The 21962-nt window shown below is 70.7% G+C and carries 18 protein-coding genes; 6 read left to right on the forward strand and 12 right to left on the reverse strand.

Annotated features, from left to right (window positions below):
* Positions 1 to 128: 128 nt before the first annotated feature.
* Both JHW41_RS00515 and JHW41_RS00520 read left to right on the forward strand, forming a co-directional pair.
* Positions 129 to 3302 carry an efflux RND transporter permease subunit gene (locus JHW41_RS00515; RefSeq protein WP_057949647.1) on the forward strand — a complete coding sequence of 1058 codons (3174 nt, stop codon included), beginning with the start codon at positions 129 to 131 and terminating at the stop codon, positions 3300 to 3302.
* Positions 3295 to 4746: an efflux transporter outer membrane subunit gene (locus JHW41_RS00520; RefSeq protein WP_250448630.1), complete on the forward strand. Its 1452-nt coding sequence runs from the start codon at positions 3295 to 3297 to the stop codon at positions 4744 to 4746. Before JHW41_RS00515 ends, JHW41_RS00520 begins: the two co-directional genes overlap by 8 nt.
* Positions 4747 to 5313: 567 nt before the next feature.
* Here the strand turns inward: JHW41_RS00520 and JHW41_RS00525 are convergent.
* The 11 genes from JHW41_RS00525 to JHW41_RS00565 all read right to left on the reverse strand — a co-directional run bounded on the left by JHW41_RS00525 (position 5314) and on the right by JHW41_RS00565 (position 14199).
* Positions 5314 to 5739: a ketosteroid isomerase-related protein gene (locus tag JHW41_RS00525; protein ID WP_057949645.1), complete on the reverse strand. Its 426-nt coding sequence runs from the start codon at positions 5737 to 5739 to the stop codon at positions 5314 to 5316.
* The gene (locus tag JHW41_RS26120; protein WP_428995605.1) at positions 5736 to 5816 is read right to left on the reverse strand and encodes a hypothetical protein; all 81 of its coding nucleotides are present in this window, start codon (positions 5814 to 5816) and stop codon (positions 5736 to 5738) included. Before JHW41_RS26120 ends, JHW41_RS00525 begins: the two co-directional genes overlap by 4 nt.
* Positions 5806 to 5859 (reverse strand): hypothetical protein, encoded by a 54-nt coding sequence (locus JHW41_RS26125; RefSeq protein ID WP_428995606.1) that lies wholly within the window; start codon positions 5857 to 5859, stop codon positions 5806 to 5808. Before JHW41_RS26125 ends, JHW41_RS26120 begins: the two co-directional genes overlap by 11 nt.
* Positions 5860 to 5927: 68 nt before the next feature.
* Positions 5928 to 6626 (reverse strand): MHYT domain-containing protein, encoded by a 699-nt coding sequence (locus JHW41_RS00530; RefSeq protein ID WP_250448631.1) that lies wholly within the window; start codon positions 6624 to 6626, stop codon positions 5928 to 5930.
* Positions 6627 to 6826: 200 nt separating this feature from the next.
* Complete coding sequence (locus tag JHW41_RS00535; RefSeq protein ID WP_078996567.1) at positions 6827 to 7630, reverse strand: V4R domain-containing protein; 804 nt, start codon at positions 7628 to 7630, stop codon at positions 6827 to 6829.
* 220 nt (positions 7631 to 7850) lie between these two features.
* A complete protein-coding gene (locus JHW41_RS00540; RefSeq protein ID WP_078996566.1) occupies positions 7851 to 8852 on the reverse strand; it encodes a pyridoxal-phosphate dependent enzyme in 1002 nt (333 codons plus the stop codon).
* A gap of 141 nt (positions 8853 to 8993) precedes the next feature.
* Positions 8994 to 10247 (reverse strand): ABC transporter permease, encoded by a 1254-nt coding sequence (locus JHW41_RS00545; protein WP_241833684.1) that lies wholly within the window; start codon positions 10245 to 10247, stop codon positions 8994 to 8996.
* A complete protein-coding gene (locus JHW41_RS00550) occupies positions 10244 to 11551 on the reverse strand; it encodes an efflux RND transporter periplasmic adaptor subunit (RefSeq protein WP_250448634.1) in 1308 nt (435 codons plus the stop codon). The genes JHW41_RS00545 and JHW41_RS00550 overlap by 4 nt, the downstream gene beginning before the upstream one ends.
* Positions 11548 to 12549 carry an HlyD family secretion protein gene (locus JHW41_RS00555; RefSeq protein ID WP_250448636.1) on the reverse strand — a complete coding sequence of 334 codons (1002 nt, stop codon included), beginning with the start codon at positions 12547 to 12549 and terminating at the stop codon, positions 11548 to 11550. Before JHW41_RS00555 ends, JHW41_RS00550 begins: the two co-directional genes overlap by 4 nt.
* Positions 12546 to 13520: an HlyD family secretion protein gene (locus tag JHW41_RS00560; protein ID WP_250448638.1), complete on the reverse strand. Its 975-nt coding sequence runs from the start codon at positions 13518 to 13520 to the stop codon at positions 12546 to 12548. The genes JHW41_RS00555 and JHW41_RS00560 overlap by 4 nt, the downstream gene beginning before the upstream one ends.
* 4 nt (positions 13521 to 13524) lie before the next feature.
* Positions 13525 to 14199 (reverse strand): ABC transporter ATP-binding protein, encoded by a 675-nt coding sequence (locus tag JHW41_RS00565; RefSeq protein ID WP_250448640.1) that lies wholly within the window; start codon positions 14197 to 14199, stop codon positions 13525 to 13527.
* A gap of 418 nt (positions 14200 to 14617) precedes the next feature.
* On the opposite strand from JHW41_RS00565, the gene JHW41_RS00570 reads away from it, so the two are divergent.
* The 3 genes from JHW41_RS00570 to mnmG all read left to right on the forward strand — a co-directional run bounded on the left by JHW41_RS00570 (position 14618) and on the right by mnmG (position 17999).
* On the forward strand, positions 14618 to 14773 hold the full coding sequence (locus tag JHW41_RS00570; RefSeq protein WP_157490459.1) for a hypothetical protein: 156 nt from the start codon (positions 14618 to 14620) through the stop codon (positions 14771 to 14773).
* 82 nt (positions 14774 to 14855) lie between these two features.
* Complete coding sequence (locus JHW41_RS00575) at positions 14856 to 15401, forward strand: hypothetical protein (RefSeq protein ID WP_175429344.1); 546 nt, start codon at positions 14856 to 14858, stop codon at positions 15399 to 15401.
* A 708-nt stretch (positions 15402 to 16109) separates the two neighbouring features.
* The gene (gene mnmG, locus JHW41_RS00580) at positions 16110 to 17999 is read left to right on the forward strand and encodes a tRNA uridine-5-carboxymethylaminomethyl(34) synthesis enzyme MnmG (protein WP_250448642.1); all 1890 of its coding nucleotides are present in this window, start codon (positions 16110 to 16112) and stop codon (positions 17997 to 17999) included.
* Between the two features lie 346 nt (positions 18000 to 18345).
* Here mnmG and JHW41_RS00585 read toward each other — a convergent pair whose 3' ends face one another.
* On the reverse strand, positions 18346 to 19941 hold the full coding sequence (locus JHW41_RS00585) for a glucan biosynthesis protein (protein ID WP_250448644.1): 1596 nt from the start codon (positions 19939 to 19941) through the stop codon (positions 18346 to 18348).
* A gap of 407 nt (positions 19942 to 20348) precedes the next feature.
* On the opposite strand from JHW41_RS00585, the gene JHW41_RS00590 reads away from it, so the two are divergent.
* The gene (locus tag JHW41_RS00590) at positions 20349 to 21806 is read left to right on the forward strand and encodes a serine hydrolase domain-containing protein (protein ID WP_250448646.1); all 1458 of its coding nucleotides are present in this window, start codon (positions 20349 to 20351) and stop codon (positions 21804 to 21806) included.
* Positions 21807 to 21962 lie beyond the last annotated feature (156 nt).

The raw sequence follows: 21962 nt of genomic DNA on the forward strand, positions 1-21962 counted from the left end.
GTCTCGGAATTCCCGCTTTCGCGGGAATGACGAATCTCCAGCCGGTTCACAAGCAATCAAAGGCCGGCCCGCAGCAACGGGCCCGGCCGGGGACCCATGCGGCTCATCGCCGCACCAAGGAATCCGTCATGGACTTTTCCAAGTTTTTCATCGACCGGCCGATCTTCGCCGCGGTGCTGTCGATCGTGATCTTCGCCGCCGGCCTGATCTCGATACCGATCCTGCCGATCAGCGAATATCCCGAAGTGGTGCCTCCCTCGGTGGTCGTGCGCACGGTGTATCCGGGCGCCAACCCCAAGGTCATCGCCGAAACCGTCGCCACGCCGCTCGAAGAAGCGATCAACGGCGTCGAAGACATGATGTACATCAAGTCGGTCGCCGGCTCCGACGGCGTGCTGGTCACCACCGTGACCTTCCGCCCCGGCACCAACGCCGACGACGCCGCCGTGCGCGTGCAGAACCGGGTCAGCCAGGCGCTGGCGCGCCTGCCCGAGGACGTGCGCCGCCAGGGCGTGACGACGCAGAAGCAGTCGCCGGTGTTCCTGATGGTGGTGCACCTGACCTCGCCGAACGGCAAGTACGACACCTTGTACCTGCGCAACTACGCCCGCCTGCACGTCAAGGACAACCTGGCGCGCCTGTCGGGCGTCGGCGACGCGCAGATCTTCGGCGGCGGCGACTACGCCATGCGCGCCTGGCTCGACCCGGACAAGATCGCCTCGCGCGGCCTCACCGCCGGCGACGTGGTCCGCGCCATGCGCGAGCAGAACGTGCAGGTCTCCGCCGGCCAGCTCGGCGCCGAGCCGATGCCCAACAGCAGCGACTTCCTGACCCTGATCAACGCCCAGGGCCGCCTGCGCGACCAGAAGGAATTCGGCGAGATCGTGCTCAAGCGCGGCGACGACGGCGAAGTGGTGCGGCTGTCCGACGTCGCCCGCCTGGAACTGGGCGCCGGCGACTACAGCCTGCGCTCGCAGCTCGACGGCAAGAACGCGGTCGGCATCGGCATCTTCCAGGCGCCGGGCGCGAACGCGCTGCAGATCCAGGAGCAGGTCATCGGCACGATGGACCAGCTCTCCAAGTCGTTCCCCGACGGCATCAAGTACGAAGCGGTGTACGACACCACCATCTTCGTGCGCGACTCGATCAAGGCGGTGGTCTCGACCCTGCTGGAAGCGGTGCTGCTGGTGGTGCTGGTGGTGATCCTGTTCCTGCAGACCTGGCGCGCCTCGATCATCCCGCTGATCGCGGTGCCGGTGTCGGTGGTCGGCACGTTCTCCGCGCTGTACCTGCTGGGCTTCTCGATCAACACCTTGAGCCTGTTCGGATTGGTGCTGGCGATCGGCATCGTGGTCGACGACGCGATCGTGGTGGTCGAGAACGTCGAGCGCAACATCGAGGAAGGCCTGAGCCCGCTCGACGCGGCGCACCAGGCGATGAAGGAAGTGTCCGGCCCGATCGTGGCGATCGCGCTGGTGCTGTGCGCGGTGTTCGTGCCGATGGCGTTCCTGTCGGGCGTGACCGGCCAGTTCTACAAGCAGTTCGCGGTGACCATCGCCATCTCCACGGTGATCTCGGCGATCAACTCGCTGACCCTGTCGCCGGCCCTGGCCGCGCGCCTGCTCAAGCCGCACGGCGCGCCGAAGGATGCGCCGACGCGTCTGATCGACCGCCTGTTCGGCTGGCTGTTCCGTCCGTTCAACCGCTTCTTCGCGTCCAGCTCGGAGAAGTACCAGAGCGCGGTCTCGCGCACCCTGGGCAAGCGCGGCGCGGTGTTCGTGGTCTACGCGGTGCTGCTGGTCGCCACCGGCTTCATGTTCAAGATCGTGCCGGCCGGCTTCATCCCGCTGCAGGACAAGCTGTACCTGATCGCCGCGGTCAAGCTGCCCGAGGGTTCCTCCATCGCGCGCACCGACGCCCTGCTGAGCAAGGTGACCGACGTGGCGATGAAGACCGAAGGCGTGCAGCACTCGATCGCCTTCCCGGGCCTCAACGCGGTGCAGTTCACCAACACGCCCAACACCGGCGTGGCGTTCCTGCCGCTCAAGCCGTTCAGCGAGCGCAGCCGCAGCGCGGTGGAGATCACCGCCGAGCTGAACCAGAAGATCGCCGGCTTCCAGGAAGGCTTCACCTTCGCGCTGATGCCGCCGCCGATCCTCGGCCTGGGCAACGGCGCGGGCTACCAGATGTTCATCCAGGACCGCAACAACCTCGGCTACGGCGCGCTGCAGAACGCGGTCAGCGCGTTCCAGGGCACGATCATGCAGACCCCGGGCATGGGCTACGCCAACAGCACCTACCAGGCCAACGTGCCGCAGCTCGACGCCGAAGTGGATCGAGTCAAGGCCAAGGCCCAGGGCGTGCCGCTGACCGAGCTGTTCGACACCCTGCAGACCTACCTGGGTTCGGCCTACGTCAACGACTTCAACCAGTTCGGACGCACCTGGCAGGTCATCGCCCAGGCCGACGGCAACTTCCGCGACAGCGTCGAGGACATCGCCAACCTGCGCACCCGCAACGACCGCGGCGAGATGGTGCCGATCGGTTCGATGGTCACCATCAAGCAGACCTTCGGCCCCGACCCGGTGCTGCGCTACAACGGCTATCCGGCCGCCGACATCGCCGGCGACGTCGACCCGCGCGTGATGTCCTCGGCGCAGGCGATGGACGTGGTCAAGGACGTGGCCTCCAAGGTCCTGCCCAACGGCATGGAAATCGAGTGGACCGACCTGAGCTACCAGCAGGCCAGCCAGGGCAACGCGGCGATGATCGTGTTCCCGCTCGCGATCCTGCTGGCGTTCCTGGTGCTGGCCGCGCTGTACGAAAGCTGGACCCTGCCGCTGGCGGTGATCCTGATCGTGCCGATGTGCATGCTCTCGGCCTTGCTCGGCGTCAAGCTGACCGGCGGCGACAACAACGTGTTCGTGCAGGTCGGCCTGGTGGTGTTGATGGGCCTGGCGTGCAAGAACGCGATCCTGATCGTCGAGTTCGCCCGCGAACTGGAACTGCAGGGCAAGGGCATTGTCGAAGCCGCGCTGGAATCGTGCCGCCTGCGTCTGCGTCCGATCGTGATGACCTCGATCGCCTTCATCGCCGGCACCGTGCCGCTGGTGCTGTCGCACGGCGCCGGCGCCGAGGTCCGCTCGGTCACCGGCATCACCGTGTTCGCCGGCATGCTCGGCGTGACCCTGTTCGGCCTGTTCCTGACCCCGGTGTTCTACGTGGCGCTGCGCAAGATGGTCGGCAACAAGCTGGTCTCGCACGGCGACCACCACAATGTTTCGGAGACGGTCCATGCGTAATCTCAAGCTCCCCGCGGTCGCGTTGCTGACGCTCGCGCTCGCCGCCTGCGCGGTCGGTCCGGACTATGTCCGGCCGACCCTGGCCACGCCGGACAAGTTCGCCCGCGGCGACGCCGAAGCGGCCACCGACGGCACCGCCGCGCCGGATCCGGCGGCCGAGTTCTGGCGCAACTTCAACGACCCGACGCTGACGCGTCTGGTCGAGGAGTCGCTCGGCGCCAACCACGACCTGCGCATCGCCCTGGCCAACTACGACCGCGCCAACGCGCTGTTGCGCGGCGCCAAGTTCGACCGCTTCCCGACCATCACCGGCAGCGCCACGGGCAGCGACACCCGCTCCAGCAGCGACCAGATGCCGGGCACGGACAACCGCGGCCGCGACAACGAGAGCTACAGCGCGCAGGCCAACGTGAGCTGGGAACTCGACGTGTTCGGCCGGGTGCGCCGCAACGTCGAGTCGCAGCGCGCCGACACCTGGGCCAGCGCGGCCGACCTGCAGGCGATGCAGGTGGCCATCGTCGGCGAAGTGGCGCGCAGCTACGTCGAGCTGCGCGGCCTGCAGGAACGCCTGCGGGTCGCGCGCGAGAACGCCGAGAACCAGCAGGAGACGCTGCGTCTGGTGCAGGCGCGCTTCGACGCCGGCCGCGGCACCGAGTTCGACACGGCGCGCGCGCGCGCCCAGCTCGAAGCGACCCTGGCGCGGGTGCCGAACCTGGAAGCGCAGGTCGCGGTGACCCAGCACCGGCTCGCGGTGCTGACCGGGCAGACGCCCGATTCGCTGGTCGCCGAACTCGACCAGGCCGCGCCGCTGCCGGCCTTGCCGGCGCGGCTCGACGCCGGCACCCCGGGCGAACTGCTGCGCCGCCGTCCCGACGTCGCCGCCGCCGAGCACCGCCTGCACGCGGCCACCGCGCGGATAGGGGTCGCTACCGCCGACCTGTTCCCGCGCTTCACCCTGTCGGGCCTGATCGGTTCGCAGGCCATCGACACCAGCGCGCTGTTCGAACGCGCCAGCGAAACCCGCCTGGTCGCGCTCGGCATCGACTGGTCGTTCCTCGACATCGGCCGCGTGCGCTCGCGCATCAAGGCCGCCGACGCCAGCGCCGAAGGCGAACTGGCGCGTTACCAGCAAAGCGTGCTGCTGGCGCTGGAAGACACCGAGAACGCGCTGGTGCGTTACGCCCGCGCGCGGGTCGAGGACCAGCACCTGGAACGCGCCGCGCAGGACAGCCTCAAGGCCGCCAAGCTCGCGCGCGTGCGCTACGAGGCCGGCGCCGCCGACCTGTTCGAAGTGCTCGACGCCGAACGCACCCAGCTGCAGGCGCAGGACGCGTTCGCCGACGGCCGCACCCGTTCGGTCACCGGCGCGATCGCCTTGTACAAGGCGATGGCCGGCGGCTGGCCGGCGCGCGAGCCGGTGCGCGAAGGCGTGGCGCGCAACTGAGCCGAACGCAGGGAGCGGGGACGCAAGTCGACGGCAGCGCGGGTTGCGCGATCGGTTGGGACGACGTCCCGACCCGTCGCGGCGAGATGGGCGAATCGCAACGACTGCGATGAGCGCATCCGACGATCCCGCGCTTGCCTCATCCGCGTTCCCTGCGGTTCACCGCTTTCCGACCGACGATCCCGGCCTGCGGCGCGGCCCCTCCCCTCTCTTGCCGCCGCAGGCCGCTCGTCGGTCTTTTTGAACGCTGACGGCGCGGCCGCACGGGCCGCGCCGGTTCCAGAATCGATTCGCCCGGGACGCATCGCGCGATCCTCGCGGTGGGGCGCGCGCGGCGCGTCCCGGGCGGTCGGTTCGGATGCACGTCCGCGGCCATGCGGCCGCGGCGCCGCTTTCCTCGGTCCGACGGGCCGGTCGCGGCGGCATGCGCGGCGCGGCCACGGGTTCCGCCCGCCGCGCAGCGCGCGGGCGCGACCTGGTAGCGCGTCCGCGCCGCAGCCGCCGCGGCCGTCTCGTCGGCTTTTTGTCGATGGATGCGCGCGGCGATGGCCGTCGCGGCCCTCGCCGTCAGCCGCCGACCTGGGCGACCCAGTGGTCGAGGTTGTAGTAGTTGGTCACCCGCTGGATCTTGCCTTCGCGGATCTCGAAGAACGCCCCGCCCGGCAACACGTACTTCTGCCCGCGCGCCTCCGGCAGGCCCGGATCGGTGGCCAGGTATTCGCCGTGCACCACGTATTCCGCCGCCGCGCGGGTGCCGTCGGCCGAGGCCATCACCACGATGTCGCGCAACTGCTCGCGGTAATGCCGCGCCATTCGCTGCAGGAACGCCGCGAACGCCTCGCGCCCGGTTTCGCGCGCGCCCTGATTGAGGTCGTGGGCGACCTCGTCGCCGAGCGTGGCCAGCATCGCGTCCCAGTCGGCGCGGTTGAAAGCGGCGTAATAGGACAGCACCAGCTCGGTGGCGCGGTCGTGGTGGCGTGCGGCTTCGGTCATCGTCGATCGTCCTGCGTTGCGGGGCAGGCGCATGATCGCGCAGGCGCGGCTGTTGTGGGAGGGCCTTCAGGCCCGATGCTTTTCGCTCCGTGGCGACGCAGCGACCTGAAACGAAAGCATCGGGCCTGAAGGCCCTCCCACAACAGCCGCGCCTGCTTCAGGCCGGCGCGGTCAGGCCGGCGCCCTCATCAAATCCGCACCATCGCGCGCTGCCGCTGGCGCAGCAGGCTGATGGTCAGCACCGCGGCAAGCAGGGCGGTGGTGACCACGAAGATGCCGATGCCCAGGTAGCCGCCGCTGACGCCGCCGGCGGCGGCCGCGTTCTTGTCCGGGACGAAGCTCGCCGCGAGCATGCCGGTGTAGTGCATGCCGCACACCGCCACGCCCATGACCAGCGCGCTGCCGAGCATCTGGCCCCAGCCGCGCAGGTTGAAGGCCAGCCACAGCGCCACGATCGAGGCGACCACGGCGATCGCCGCCGACGCCACCACCAGCGTGCTGTTGTAGACCGTGTCGGCCGGCATCAGCATCGCGGCCATGCCGGCGTAGTGCATGCCGGTCACGCCCAGGCCCATCAGCACGCCGCCGAGGATCAGCTTGCCCCAGTTGAAGACGCCGGTGCCGGCGATGGCCAGGCCGGCCATGCACGAGACCACCGCGACCACCGCCGAGCCCAGGGTCAGCGGCAGGTCGTAGGTCACCTCCACGTTCATGCGGCAGGCGAGCATGGCGATGAAGTGCATCGCCCAGATCGCGCCGCCGCCCATGGCGATGCCGGCCGCGGTGACCGCGCGCCAGCGCGCCGCGCCGGTCGCGCCGGGGATGGCGATCGCCAACTGCAGGGCGGTGAACGATCCCAGCACCGACACCACATAGGAAAGGATCACGAGCAACGGGTCGTGGACGCATTGAATCGCATGGTCGAGCGGCATGGCGAACCCCCTGGTGGATGGGTTGTACGGCTGGATAGGAACAGCAATCGGCCGCCCGGGCGCCGTCCCGCGCCAAAGCGGCATCCCACGCCGGCGCGTGCGTCGGCGCGTGGCGCCGCGGCGTCCCGGCCGCGGCGGTCGACCGGTCTATCCGGTCAGGCTTCGAATTCGAACCGGCAGGTCTCCGCGCCGGTATTGCGGCACTGGCTCTCGACCACCCGCACGGTTCCGCCGTGCTGGCCTTCGAGCAGGCCGCCGAGCATGCCGCGCAGGAAATGGCAGCACTCGCCGTGTTCGCCGCGATGGCAGAAAGGGCTGTTGCGCACGCGCAGGACGTCGTCCTGCAGTTCGGCCTGGACCAACTGGCGCATCGCCGGCAAGGCGATGCGGCGCACCGAGTCGGCCAGCGGCAGCTGACCGCCCAGGGCGAAGTCGCGCTTGTAGACCCAGGCGCCGACGCGCTGGCCGATGTAGCGCAAGGTCGCCTCGCGCTGGGCCGGCGGCAGCTCGCGTTCCAGCGCGACCAGCTGCAGCAGGATGTTGGGATAGTTGCGGGCCAGCTGCGGCAGCAGCGTTTCCACCCGCTGCACGTCGATCGGCGCGGCGGTGGCGGGCGTCGGCGCCAGCGGCGGCGCCGAGGCCGCGGGCGGCGGCGGGGCGGACGCATGGCCGTTGCCGTTGCCGGCGCCGTTGGCGCGCACGGGCGGCGGCGGCGCGCTGCCGCCTTCGTAGGGCGAGGCCTCGAAGCTCTGCACCAGATGGTGGGTGCCGAGCTTCTCTTCCAGCACCAGCAATTGATCGGCCGGCCCGCGCACGACCATCACCAGCACCACGCCCTCGTCGCTGTTGAGCATGCGCTGGCGCAGCAAGGTGAAACCGTTGGCGATGACCACCTGTCCCAGGGCCAGCAACAGGCCGTCGCGGCGCTCGGAGACCACGCGAAACTCGACATCCACCATGCAAAACTCCCCGGCCTGTGCGCTGGTCCGTATCGCCCTGTTCGGAGCGGTCCGCGCGGCATGACAGGGACTGGCGCGCGATGGCGCAGCGTGCCAGTTGCGTTAACAAAAAACGTAAACGCTTATCACAGAAAAGTCTGGTTTTTATGCGTTTTATGCGGCCCGTGTGCACCGCCTCAACGCATGCCGCATAACAAACGCAAACCGAATCGGCAACCGGTCACGACGGCTTCGCGGCGAACCATTGCGCGGCCAGATCGAGGTCCACATTGCCGCCGGAGACGATCAGGCCGACGCTTTTGTTCGCGAATGCGTCGCGATGGGCCAGCACCGCCGCCAGCGGCACCGCGCCGGACGGTTCGACCACCAGCTTCATGCGCTCCCAGATCAAGCGCATCGCCGCGATCGCCTGCGCGTCGTCGACCAGCAACACCTCGCGCACGCGTGAGCGAAGGATAGGGAAGGTGAGCGTGCCCAACTCCGCGCGCAGACCGTCGCAGACGGTGTCGGCGGCGCGGCCGGTGATGCGTTGGCCCTGCGCGAGCGAGTCGTGGGCGTCGCGCGCGCCGAGCGGTTCGGCGCCGTAGACGGCGATGGCGGGGTCGGCGCCCTGCGCGGCGATGGCGGTGCCCGAGAGCAGGCCGCCGCCGCTGACCGGCGCGATCACCGCGTCCAATCCGGGCGCGGCGGCCATCAGCTCCAGCGTCGCCGTGCCCTGGCCGGCGATCACCCGCGGATCGTTGAACGGATGCACCAGCACCCCGCCGGTGCGCGCCAGCACCTGCGCGGTGACTTCGTCGCGCGAGGCCTGGCCGGGTTCGCAGAACACGACGTCGGCGCCGTAGGCGCGGATCGCGGCGAGCTTGACCTTGGGCGTGTTGTGCGGCGCGACCACGGTGGCGCGGGCGCCGCGCAGGCGCGCGGCCAGGGCCAGCGCGCCGCCGTGGTTGCCCGAACTCTGGGTGACGATGCCGCGCGCGGCGTCCTCGTCGCTGAGCGAGAACACCGCGTTGCAGGCGCCGCGGAACTTGAACGCACCGCCGCGTTGCAGGTTCTCGCACTTGAAGTGGAGCCGGCAGCCGGCCAGTTCGTCGAGCGCGCGCGAGGTCAGCACCGGGGTGGCGTGCGCATGCGGCGCGATCCGCGCGGCGGCGGCGAGGATGTCGGTGTAGACGGGCGCGTCGGCGGGCGCGGCCGGGGTCGAGGAGTCGTGTGCGTTCATCGCACAAGCGTAGCGCAGGCGCCGCGGCGCCAGGATGCGGGGCGTGGCGGATGCTCCGGTCGCCGCGGCGCGCGGCAGGGCCACGCCGCCCTGCCCCATCGTGCACGCGCGTTTCCCGAGGCGGCGCTGCCGAATCCCGGATCAGTCGTGGCGCAACGCCGCGATCGGATCCAGCCGCGCCGCCTGCCGCGCCGGATACACCCCGAACGCCAATCCGACCGCCGCGCAGAACGTCGCCGACAACAGCACCGGGATCGGCGCCCACGCCACCTGCCAGCCGGCGAACGCGGCGATCAGGTAGGCCAGCAGCACCCCGAACAACAGCCCCAGCGCCGCGCCGCTGACGCAGATCACCGTGGCCTCGCGCAGGAACTGCGCGACCACGTCGCGCCGGCGCGCGCCGAGCGCGCGCAGCAAGCCGATCTCGCGGCGCCGCTCGAGCACGTTGGCGAGCATGATGTTCATGATGCCGATGCCGCCGACCAGCAGGCTCACGCCGGCGATCGCGCCCATCACCACGCGGAAGATGCGCTGGGTCTTCTGGTGCTGCTGGAACAGCTGCTGCGGCACCACCAGGCGGAAGTCGGCGCTGCCGGCGTGGCGCTGGCCGAGCACGGTCGACAGCACCCGCGCGCCTTGCGCCAGCTGCGAGGGATCGCCCAGGCGCAGCAGGACGCGGTCGACCTCGTCTTCCTGCGGATTGAACTTGAACCGCGCCCGCGCGCTGGCCAGCGGCACGTACACGCGGTTGCTTTCCAAGCCCAGCTGCACGCCTTCGAACTGGTCCTTGCTGAGGTCGCGGTCGGCGAGCACGCCGACCACCTGCAGCCACACGTGGTTGACCTTGAGATAGCGGCCGAGCGGATCGGCGCCGGGGAACAGGTCGGCGGCGGCCTGGTGGCCGAGCACCGCCACCGCCGCCAGCGCGCGGTCGTCCTGCGCGGTCAGCGCGCGGCCCTTGGCCACGCGCAGCGACGAGAGCTGGAAATAATCCGGGCTCACGCCGCTGGCCTGGGCGTCGCTGCGGCCGTCGTCGCTGAACACCGAGTGGGTGCGGATGGGTTTCTCGGCGGCGTAGCGCTGCGCGCCGGGGACCACGGCCAACGCCGCGTCGGCGTCGGCCAGGCTCAGGCCGAGGCTGCGCGCGCGGATTTCGCGCAGGCTGTTCTCGTCCTGCTGCACCTTGGCCTCGACGATCAGGTTGTTGAGGCCCAGGCTCTCGACCAGGCGCAACGCCTCGCGCCGGCTGCCCTCGCCCACCGCCTGCATCGCCACGATCGCGCCGACGCCGAAGATCAGGCCGAGCAAAGTCAGCAGCGTGCGCAGGCGCCGCCGCCACAGTTCCTCGACCGCTTCGCGCCAGATCGGCGGCAGCCACGCCAGCAACCGGCTCACGGGCGCACCGCCTTGGCCGGCTGCGGCTTGTCTTGCGCCTTTTCCTGTTCGGCCGCGGCCTGCTTGGCCGCGTCCTCGGCCTTGGCGGTGGGCGCGTCGATCGCGCCGGCCTCGGCCAGCAGCACCCGATCGCCCTCGCGCAGGCCCGACAGCACCTGCGAGCGCGCCGGCCCGCGCACGCCGAGCTCGATCTCGCGGCGGCGGAACTGGCCGCCGTCGCTCACCCGCACATAGTCGCGGCCTTCGTCGCTGTCGATGGCGACGTTGGCCACGCTGATCGCCTTCGGCGCATCCAGCAACAGCACCCTGGCTTCCAACTGCTGGCCCGGCACCAGCTTGTAGCGCGCGATCGCCTCGGCCGGGATCGGCGCCTTCATGCTCAGGTACTTCACCGGACTCTGTTGGTTGCGCACCTTGGCCGCGCTGGCGACCCAGGACAGCTTGCTGAGGATCTTCTGCTCGGGCCGGCCGACCGGGAACATCTCCACGGCGTTGCCGACCTGGATGCCCTGGGTCTCGATCTGCGGCAGGTTCAATTCCAGTTCCATCGCCGAGGCGTCGGGCAGGCTGCCGTAGTCGAAGCCGGCGCGCAGGGTCGCGCCGATCGCCGGCTTGTCGCCCTGCCAGTTGCTCGCCAGCATCAGCACGCCGTCGTTGGGCGCGCGCAGTTCCAGCGCGTCCAGGTCGGACTGGCGGGCCTTGGCGGCGATGTCGTAGGTGGCGCGCTGGGCGTCGAGCACCGCCAGTTCGGCGTTGCCGCGCACGCCGGACTGGCTGCGCTGCCACTGCAGGATGTCCTGCTTCTCGGTCAGGAAGCTGCGGTCCTGGACCGCGTCGAGCACCTCGTTGCGCGCCATCGTGCTCAGGTCCGCGCTGGCGTAGCGCTCGGCGATCGCCAACTGCACCGCGACCTGGGCCAGGTCGACGCCGACCTTGCTTTGCGCGGTGTCGAGGTCGCCCTGCTTGGCCGCGCGCGCGAGCTGGTTGCGCTGCAGGTCGATCAGGGTCTGCGCCAGTTCCTGCTTGCCCTGGTCGGCGGAGAAGCGCGCGATCAGATCGCCCTTCTTGACCGCGCTGCCTTCCGCCAGCATCCACTCGACCTGGCGCGCGGCCCAGTTGCGGCCGGGCACGTTGAGCGGGGTCGCCTTGGCCGACTTCAGCTCGCCTTCGCCGCGCACGCTCAGGCGCAACGGCGCGGCGGCGACGGTCTCGGTCGCCGCCGGGGCGATCTCGTCCGAGCACGCGGCGAGCGCCAATGCGCAGGCCGCCAGCACGGCGGCCGCGAGCTTCGTGCGCAGCGTCATCGTCCGGCTCCCGCGCTCGCCGTTCGGGCCGCGCTCGCGCTCGCGGCCGCCGAAATCTCCACCCGCACCGCCTGTCCCGGCCGCAACGGCGCGTGCGCGTCGTCGAGTTGCACGTCCAGGTCCAGCACCGGCACCGGTTGCACCTGCGACTTGCTGCGCACCGCGCGCCCGACCGAGGCGACCTTGCCGCGCAACGCGCGTCCGGCGCCGCCCTCGACCACGATCCGCACCGGCGCGCCGACCTTGACCTGCGACAACTCGCGCTCGGCCAGTTCCGCGCGCACCGCCAGCGTGGCCATGTCGGGAATCTCGGCCACGGTCTGGCCGACCCAGACCTGCGAGCCGACGTCGAACTTCTCGCCCTCGAAATTGCTCCGGTGCATCATCAATCCGTCGCGCGGCGCGACCACGTCCAGCGCCGTGAGCGAACGCTGCAGGCGATCCACGTCGGCCTGCAGTTGGTCGCGCTCGGCGGCCAGCAGACGCCGTTCCTGCCGGCGCTGTTCGGCCGACAGCGCCTCGCGCTTGCGCGCCAGTTCCATCTTGCGCTCGGCCTGCTGGCGCGCGACCACCAGCTTGCGGTACTCGATGCCGGCGATCAGCTCGGCCGGCTGCTCGGTCTTGCGCTTGGCCTTCTCCAGCGCCGCCAGCGCCTCGGCCGTGGCCAGCCGTTCGGTGCGTTCGCGTTCGGCCAGTTCCAGGTCGAGCTTCTCCAGCTCGCTCTGTTTTTCCTTGAGCTGGCTGCGCTTCTCGGTGAGCTGTTTGATCACGTCGCTGCTGTCGAAGCTGATCACGGTCTGCCCGCGTTTGACCGGCGCGCCGTCGGGCGCGAGCTGGGTGATCGCGAACTGCCACATCCGTTCCACGTTCGGCGGCATCAGCGGCGAGGAGCGGCGCGCGTAGACCTCGCCGTCCACGCGCAGCGGCGCCGCGGCGGCCGCGGCGAAGGACGCGGCGGCGAGGACGAGCGCCGCGGCGCGGCAAAGGAACCGGCTCATCGCCCCGCTCCCGCGCCGCCCACGGCCGCGCCCGGCGCGGTCACCCGCACGCTCATGCCCGGCAGCAGCGCCAGGCCGTGGCCGGCCGGCAGGTCGATGTCGATGGCGAAGTAGCGGCCCTCGCCCCACTCGGACTTGCGGTCCGGCGCGCCGGCGATGGCGGTGATGCGTCCGCGCAGCTCGCGCCGCGGCAACGCATCGAAACTCAGCCGCACGTCCTGGCCGACGCGCAGGCCGGGACGGTCGGGCTCCAGCGCCCAGGCCCGCACCTGCATCGCGCCGCCGCTGCCGACCACCTCGCCGGCCTTGCTGCCGGGCATGGTCGAGCTGCCTTCGTCGATGCGCCCGCCGATCCAGTTGTTGTTGAACCCGTGCAGGACGATGCCGTCGCGCTCGGCGCGCACTTCCGACTGGCGCAGCAGCGCGGCGTAGTAGTCGCGCTGCACGCTGAGCTTGCGCGTTTCCAGCTCGCCGTCCTGGCGCCGGCGCGCGACCGCGGCGCGCGCGGCGTCGAGCTGTTCGCGCTTGAGCCGCTGCTCGCGCACGGCCTTGTCCAGGTCGCCCTGGTGGCGGTCGTAGTCCAGTTGCGAGATCAGCCCGCGCGGGATCGCCGCCTCGACCTTGGCCGTGGCCAGCGCGGCGTCGGCGTCGGCGAGCGCGACTTCGGCGTCGACCGCCTTGACCTCGAGCTCGGCCAATTCCTTGGCCGACTTGGCCCGCGCCTGTTCGATCTTGGCATCGAGCTCGGGAATCTGGGTGCCGGCCTGGCCCGGATCGATGCGCAGCACCACCTCGCCGGCCTTGACCGCCTGGCCCTCGGGCACGAAGTAGCGGATCGACACCGGCGCGGTGTTGGCCTGCGGCGTGTAGATCTGCTGCGCGCCGGCCGAGCGCACCTCGCCGGTCAGCACCACCGCGCCCGCGGCCGGCGCCGCCAGCGCGAGCACCACGGCGCACGCGCGCGCAGCCATGCGCTCAGGCCGCCGAATCATGATCGACCTTGCCGTCGTGCAGGCGCACCTCGCGCGGCGCGCGCGCGGCCAGGTCGCGGTCGTGGGTCACCAGCACCACGGTCTGGCCGCCGGCGTGGACTTCGCCGATCAGGTCGAGCACGTCGGCCGCGCTCTTGGAATCCAGGTTGCCGGTGGGTTCGTCGGCGAGCAGCAGCGCCGGCTGCAGCAGCAGCGCGCGGGCGATCGCGGCGCGCTGCTGCTGGCCGCCGGACAGCTCGCTCGGCCGGTGCGCGCTGCGCTCGCCCAGGCCGACCCGCGCCAGCAGCCGCTGCGCGCGCTCGGGCGCGTCGCCCGGTGGCTGGCGGTGGAAGCGCAGCGGCAGCAGCACGTTTTCCAGCACCGTCAGCCGCGGCAGCAGGTGGAAGCTCTGGAACACGAAGCCGATGCGGCGGTTGCGGATGTCGCTGGCGGCCTCGTCGTCGAACTCGGCCACGTCGCGGCCTTCGATCAGGTAGCGGCCGCGGGTCGGCCGGTCCAGGCAGCCCAGGATGTTGAGCAGGCTCGACTTGCCCGAGCCGGACGCGCCGGTGATCGCGACGAACTCGCCCGCGCCGATCTTCAGGTCCACCCCGGCCAACGCATTCACCGCTTGTCCATTCATTTCGTAGCGACGATGGACCGCATCCAATTCGATCATCGAGTACCGGCCGGGGAAGTAGAAAGACGCCGTCGCGGCCGCAGCACGGACGGTCGCGGCCGGTACAGGTGCGACCGGACGCATCGGTGAAGGTTCCCGCGACGGCGCGGTCCGGCGCAATCCCCTAAAGTCAGGCGCGGTGCAGGTCCGCCTGTATCGATACGCAACGATTTGTGAACCCGTACCGCAATCGCGCCGTTCTTCGCCGATAGTTTAAGGAAGACCCGCAGGAGTGCCGGTCGCGCAATGGGCGATGGCGCATCGGACGCGTGCCGGGCGGCCGGTCGTCGGTTGCGCCGGCTGGCCATCCGCGGATCCGACGGCCATGTTGGTTCCTCGCCACCCCGGACGCGCCCGCGCATCCGGACCACCACGACCCGCGACGCCCCGCGTCGGCGCCCAACACAGGGGATGTTCCATGCGCAAACTCTCGCTCTGCCTGGCTGCGAGCCTGCTCTCGGCCTTGCTCACCGGCTGCTACCCGCCGCCGGTGATGAATCCCACCGCGGACCATCCGCAGCAGGCGCCCCACGTCGACCTGAGCGACGACGCGGCCCCGGCCGAAGCGGCCTGAACCTGACATTTGCGGGTCGGGAGAGTTAAGCCCGAGTTCAAAGCTTCAGGCAGAATCTGAAACCCTAACCGGGGGGTCTGCCATGATCCGCAAACTGATGATTCCGCTTCTTGCAGCCGGCCTGCTGGCCGGCTGCGTCACCGACTACACCGCCCGCGGCGGCGGCGGTCCGGGCACGTATTACTACGGCCGGCCGAGCGTGGACTACAACTATTACGGCGGCTACGGCGGCGGCTATTACGGGCCGGGCTACGGCTATTACCCGTACGGCGAGTCCTACCGTTTCCGCAACGGCGGCTACTACGGCAATCCGTACTACGGGTATTACGGCAACCCGTACTACTACGGCTATCCGCGCTACTACTACCCCAACCGCCCGCACCGGCCCAACCGGCCGAATCCGCCCACGAGCGGCAACCCGCCCAGCCGCGGCGACGGCGGCCTGCCGTGGCGCGACACCCGCCCGGTCGGCGGCGGCGCCTGGGGCCCGCGCAACAACAACCCGGGCGCGACGCCGCAGGTACGTCCGCAGATGCAGATGGCGCGGCCGCAAATGGCGCCGCGCGCTCCGGCCGCACCGTCCGTGCGTCGCGATGGCGGCCGCGCCTGGCGCGACGTGGAGCGCTGATCCGGGGTCCGCTGAATAGGCGGACACCGGTTGTCGGCCGATTACGACCGTTCGTAACACCTAAAGGGGCCTGCGGGCCCCTTTTTGCTTGGAACTGGAACCGCGCGCACTTGCGTTCCTGACGAAGTGACAGCAATCTACCGCTACTGACCGCTTACGTCGCATTTGGACGTTTTCGGTAAGGACAGGTTTCTATGTCGGCGCCTGGCGAGGAATCACGGATCCCCCCTGTTCCGTCCCCGTCAGGCGTCGGCGCCCATTCCGCCCCGCATCGCGGGCGCGACCGGAAAGCGCGCGTATCTACGCGCGCTTTTCTTTTGGGATCAATGGGTTGCATCGAAGGCCCCAGCGGGGCGATGCGGCCGGAGCGGCAGCCCCACAGGCAGCGGCCCGAGCGGGCCTGGCCCAAACGACAGGCAATAAAAAGGGGCCGAATGTCCCCCGACATTCGGCCCCCGGCTTCCCCCGCGAGCGCTTGGCCAGCCCCTGTTCCAATTCCAGCCGGCGTCTAGCGCCTGCCCCGCAAGGTGCATGGATAACTCAAGCATGAACTGTGCCAAGTTCGGAATGCGATCCGGGTGTCGGCATTCGTAGCCATGGGTCGCGCTCCGAACTGAAGGCCGGCTCGGCTCGAGCGTGCGAAAATGACGCCCTCGCCCTCGCCCTCGCCGGGCAGTCCGGTTTTCCGAACCCCGAAGCTCCGATCCCGTGTCCGACTCCTTCTACCAATACGACGTCATCGTGGTCGGCGGCGGCCACGCCGGGACCGAGGCCGCGCTGGCGGCCGCGCGCGCGGGTGCGCGCACGCTGCTGCTGACCCACTCGGTGGAGACGGTCGGGGCGATGAGCTGCAACCCGGCCATCGGCGGTATCGGCAAGGGCCATCTGGTCAAGGAGATCGACGCGCTCGGCGGGATCATGGCGCGCGCCGCCGACGCCGCCGGCATCCAGTGGCGCCGGCTCAACGCCAGCAAGGGGCCGGCGGTGCGCGCGACCCGCTGCCAGGCCGACCGCTCGCTGTACCGCGCCTTCATCCGCCGCGCGGTCGAGGCGCAGCCGGGCCTGACCCTGTTCCAGGCCGCGGTCGACGACATCGAGTTCGACGCCGGCCACGTCGCCGGCGTGCTGACCCAGACCGGCCTGCGCTTCCGCGCGCCGGCGGTGGTGCTGACCGCTGGCACCTTCCTCGCCGGCAAGGTCCACGTCGGCCAGACCACCTACGCCGCCGGCCGCGCCGGCGACCCGCCCGCGACCGCGCTGGCCGTGCGCCTGCGCGAAGGGCCGTTCGTGGTCGACCGGCTCAAGACCGGTACGCCGCCGCGCATCGACGGGCGCAGCCTCGACTACGCGGTGATGGAGGAGCAGCCGGGCGACGACCCGCGTCCGGTCATGTCGTTCCTGGGCACGCCGGCCGACCATCCGCGTCAGGTCTCGTGCTGGATCACCCACACCAGCGAACGCACCCACGAGATCATCCGCGGCGCGCTCGACCGCTCGCCGCTGTACACCGGCCAGATCGAGGGCATCGGCCCGCGTTACTGCCCCTCGATCGAGGACAAGGTGGTGCGCTTCGCCGAGAAGGCCAGCCACCAGATCTTCGTCGAGCCCGAGGGGCTGGAGGTAACCGAGATCTACCCCAACGGCATCTCGACCTCGCTGCCGTTCGACGTGCAACTGGACCTGGTGCGTTCGATCCGCGGCTTCGAGCACGCCCATATCACCCGGCCCGGCTACGCGATCGAGTACGACTTCTTCGATCCGCGCGGGCTCAAGACCACGCTGGAGACCAAGGCCGTGGCCGGCCTGTTCTTCGCCGGCCAGATCAACGGCACCACCGGATACGAGGAAGCCGCCGCGCAGGGCCTGCTGGCCGGCGTCAACGCCGCGCGCTTCGTGCGCGGCGCCAAGGGCTGGAGCCCGCGCCGCGACGAGGCCTACCTCGGCGTGCTGGTCGACGACCTGATCACCCACGGCACCAGCGAGCCGTACCGCATGTTCACCTCGCGCGCCGAGTACCGGCTGCAGTTGCGCGAGGACAACGCCGACCTGCGCCTGACCCCGGTCGGGCGCGAACTGGGTCTGGTCGACGCGGCGCGCTGGGACGCGTTCGCGCGCAAGCGCGAGGCGGTGGAGCGCGAGACCGCGCGCCTGGGCGCGGTGTGGGCGGCGCCGAACAACGCGCTCGGGCGCGAGATCGCGCAGACGCTGGGCATCGAGGTCAGCCGCGAGAGCAGCGCGCGCGACCTGCTCAAGCGGCCGGAACTGGACTACGCCAAGCTGATGCAGGTGGCTACGCTGGGCCCAGGCGTGAGCGCGCCCGAAGTGGCCGAGCAGATCGAGATCGGGGTGAAGTACGCCGGTTACCTGGATCGCCAGCGCGAAGAGATCGAGCGCCAGCAGCGCAACGAGAACACGCCGATTCCCGATGGCTTCGACTATGCCGCGGTGCGCGGGCTGTCGGCCGAGGCGCAACAGAAACTCGAACGGGTGCGGCCGCAGACGATCGGGCAGGCGCAGCGGATTCCCGGAATGACCCCGGCGGCGATCTCGTTGTTGCTGGTGCACCTGACCCGCGCGCGGCGTTCGCGGGTGGCGTAAGCGGGGCAGGGCGGCGGCCGGCGGTGGTGCCGGGCTGGGCGGTGTCGCGATTCTGATTGCTGCGGCGACGCGACTGCGTCGTCGGTTTCGTCGTGGCTGCGTTGTCGCGGTCGCGACTCGCGTCGCTCCTACAGGGAGCGTTGCGACATTGGCGCGGCTAGGAAGAGCGCGACAGGCCGGGTTCGAGACGGATCGATGTGGCGATTCCGATTGTAGGAACGACGCGAGTCGCGACCGCGGCAATACAACTACGCCGTGGGTTTCGTCGTAGCCGCGTTGTCGCGGTCGCGGCTTGCGCCGCTCCTGCAAGGAGCCGTCGCCGCAGCGGTCGGGGTCCGCGATGGCGTCAGTAGAGCTTGCGTTCGCCCTTCGGCGGCGGCGACCACTGGTACAGCCAGGTTTCGCTGAGCGCGCCGCTGGCGTCGCGCAGGAACAGGCGCAGGTCGAGTTGGTCGGTGCCGTCGCCCGGCGGCACGACGTCGAACATGACCCGGTAGCCGTCGATTTCGTGCAGCGGGCGGCAGGAGACGGTTTCCAGTCTGCCCTTGGAAATCTGCAGCGCCGGTTCGACGGTGGCGTCGCGTTTGGCCAGCGCGGCCAGGTCGCCGCCGACGAAGTCGACCGCGAACCGCCAGGAGAAGGTCTCGCGCTTGAAGCCGATGCGGCCGCCCAGGCCGGTGCGGGTGGCCGCGCAGTGGGCGAGCTTGGGCGCCGCCGGCGGTTGCGCGCCCCAGTACAGGCGGTAGCCGTACAGCAGTTCCTGCCCGGCCTGCGGTTTTTCGCGCGGGTTCCAGAACGCGACGATGTTGTCGAAGGTCTCGTCGAGCGTCGGGATCTCGACCAGTTGCACCGAGCCCGCGCCCCAGCCGCGCTTGGGTTCGATCCACAGGCACGGGCGCTTCTCGTAGAACACGCCGTCGTCCTGGTAGTGGTCGAAGTTGCGGTCGCGCTGCAGCAGGCCGAAGCCGCGCGGGTTGTCGTCGGCGAACATGTTGAAGCGCAGCTGTTCGGGATTGCACAGCGGACGCCAGATCCACTCGCCGCTGCCGGTCCACATCGCCAGGCCGTCGGTGTCGTGGATCTCCGGGCGCCAGTCCCAGTCCATGCGGCGGTCGTTCTCGCCGACCTGGTACATGCTGGTGCACGGGCCCAGGCCGAGGCGTTCGATGGTCTTGCGCGGGTACAGCGCGCAGTCGATGTCCATCAGCAGCACCTCGCCCGGGGTGATGGCGAAGCGGTAGGCGCCGGCGATGCTGGGCGAGTCGAGCAGGCCGTAGACCACGACCGTGTCGGAGTCGTTGGACGGGCGCTCCAGCCAGTAGGCGACGAAGTCGGGGAACTCCTCGGGGCGGCCGCTGCCGGTGTCGATGGCCAGGCCGCGCGCGGACTGGCCGTACTGGCCTTCCGCGCCGACCGCGCGGAAGTAGCTGGCGCCGAGGAACGCGGCGAAGTCGCGCTCGGGGTCCTTGCGGGTGTTGAGGCGGAAGCCGGCGAAGCCCAGGTCCGGCGGCAGCGGCGCGCCGGGCTTGAGGCCGCTGGCGGCGCGGTCGAACATTTCCGGGTCGTAAGCCAGTTCGCGCGCCTGGCCGTCGGCCAGTTCGAACATGCGCACCGGCGATTTGAAGAACAGGCCGAGGTGGAAGAACTGGGCCAGGAACTTGCCGTCGCCGTCGCCCCACAGCGCGTGGTCGCGGCGGAAGCGGATCGACTGGTACTGGTCCCAGTTGAGCCCGGCCAGCGCCGGCGGCAGGGTGGTGCTGCGCGGCGCGTAGGCCTGTTGCGCCAGCGCGCGCGCCTGGCCCTTGAGCGTGGCGTAGTCGAACGGCTGCGGCGCGCCGAGCTTCTTCGGCGCGGTCGCGCCGGCCAGGGCCAGCGCGGGCAGGGGCAGGCCGAAGGAGGCCAGGGCGGCGGCCGCGGATTTAAGGAACTGGCGTCGGATCATCGGGGCGGTCGGGCAGGGGACGACGGAAACGCCGCATGCTAGCCAATCGCCGCGGGCGCCGGGTTAGGCGTTTGTGGAAATGCAAAACCGGTCGTTCAGTAAGGGCGCGGATGCTCGCCCGCGGTCGCGGTCGCGGTCGCGGTTGCGGTCGCGGTCGCGGTCGGGCGTCGGCTTCAGGTTCCGGCCGAACGCGGCGGGGGCGGCGTCGCGCCCGGCAGGCGCGGCCGAAGCTCTTGGCCCTGGCCCTGGTCGAAGTCGAAGTCGTTGGCGAAATTCCCGGCCGGAACTTCCGAGCGAAATCCCTGGCCAGAAATCCCTGGCCGAAAGTCGTCGGGACTTCCGGCGGTAGCGGCCGTCGTGGCGGCGCCGTTAACGTCCGGCGCTGCGCACCTGCGAATGGAGTCGTCATGCCGCCCGCCCGATCCCTGCTGCTGTCGGCCGCCTGCGCGGCGTTGCTGTCCGGGCTGGCGCTCGCGCCCGTGCCGGCGTCGGCCGCGGCACCCACGCCCGCCGCTACGCAGGCCGCCGAAGACGCCGAACTGCGCGCGCTGGCCGATCGCCTGCTGGCGCAGAACGCGCCCGAGGGCGCGCCCGGCATCGCGGTGCTGGTCGCGCGCGGCGACCGCGTGCTTTACCGCGGCGCGCGCGGCTTGGCCGAGGTCGAACTCGGCGTGCCGCTGAGCCCGGATCAGGTGTTCCGGATCGGCTCGGTGACCAAGCAGTTCGCCGCCGCCGGCCTGCTCAAGCTGGTCGAGGCCGGCAAGGTCGGGCTCGACGATCCGCTGTCGAAATACGTGAAGGACTACCCCAACGGCGATGCGATCCAGGTCCGGCAACTGCTCGACCATACCTCCGGGGTGAAGAGCTACACCGGCATCGACGGCTACATGCACGAGTCGATCAAGCGCGAGTTGAACACCGGGGAGTTGATCGCGGTGTTCAAGGACCTGCCGGCGGACTTCGCGCCGGGCCAGGACTATCGCTACAACAACTCCGGCTACGTGCTGCTCGGCGCGGTGATCGAGGCGGCGAGCGGCCGGCCCTGGCACGAGTACCTGCGCGAGACGCTGCTGCAGCCCCTGGGCCTGGCGCATACCCGCTACGGCGACGTGCGCACGCTGATTCCGGGCATGGTCGCCGGCTATGCGCGGCGCGACGGCGCGGTGCTGCCGATGGCGTTCCTGGACATGAGCCAGCCGCACGCGGCCGGCGCCCTGGTGTCCACGCTCGACGACCTGTGGCGCTGGAACCGCGCCCTGCACGGCGGCCGGGTGCTCAGCGCGCAGCATTACCGCGAGATGACCCGCGCCCACGGCAAGGCCCGCCACGGCGAGTACGGCTATGGCTACGGCATCGGCCGGATGCCGATGCATGGGCGCCTGACCTATGCGCACGGCGGCGGGATCTTCGGCTTCGCCTCGTATCTGCTGTACGAACCGACCAGCGCGACCACGGTGGCGGTGCTGAGCAACGACGAAAGCGGCGCGCCGGGCGGGATCGGCCTGGAGGCGATCGCGCGTCAGCTGGGCGCGATGGCGATGGGCGTGCCGTATCCGCCGGCGCGCGCAGTGCCGGTCGATGCCGCCGCGCTGGCCTCGGCCGAGGGCGTGTACCGGCTCGATCCGCAACGGGCCTGGGCGTTGCGCGCCGATGCCGGCAGCCTGGCGGTGCAGCGGATCGGCGGCGGCGCGCCGCAGCGGCTGACCCCGGTCGCGGCCGACACCTTCGTCTACCCCGACGGCATCGCCCGGCTGCGGCTGGAACGCGACGGCACGGGCAAGGTCGCGGCGATGCGTTACTTCGCCGACGGTGAGGGCGAGTCCGAACGCAGCGCGCGCAGCGAGGAAGCCCTGCCGGCGCGCTGAGCGCGGCGGCGGCAACGCCAGGCGCCGCTGTTCCGCCACGGGCGCGCGCTTGTGCGCAATCGGTCGCCACGCCGCCGCGGCGGGCCCGGCGGCGCGCGTGCATGCTCAATGGCAGGGGCCGGCCGCGCCGGGCTGGTTAGGATGCGGGATCGTCTT

The organism is Lysobacter enzymogenes (assembly GCF_023617245.1).
Lineage (GTDB): Bacteria > Pseudomonadota > Gammaproteobacteria > Xanthomonadales > Xanthomonadaceae > Lysobacter > Lysobacter yananisis.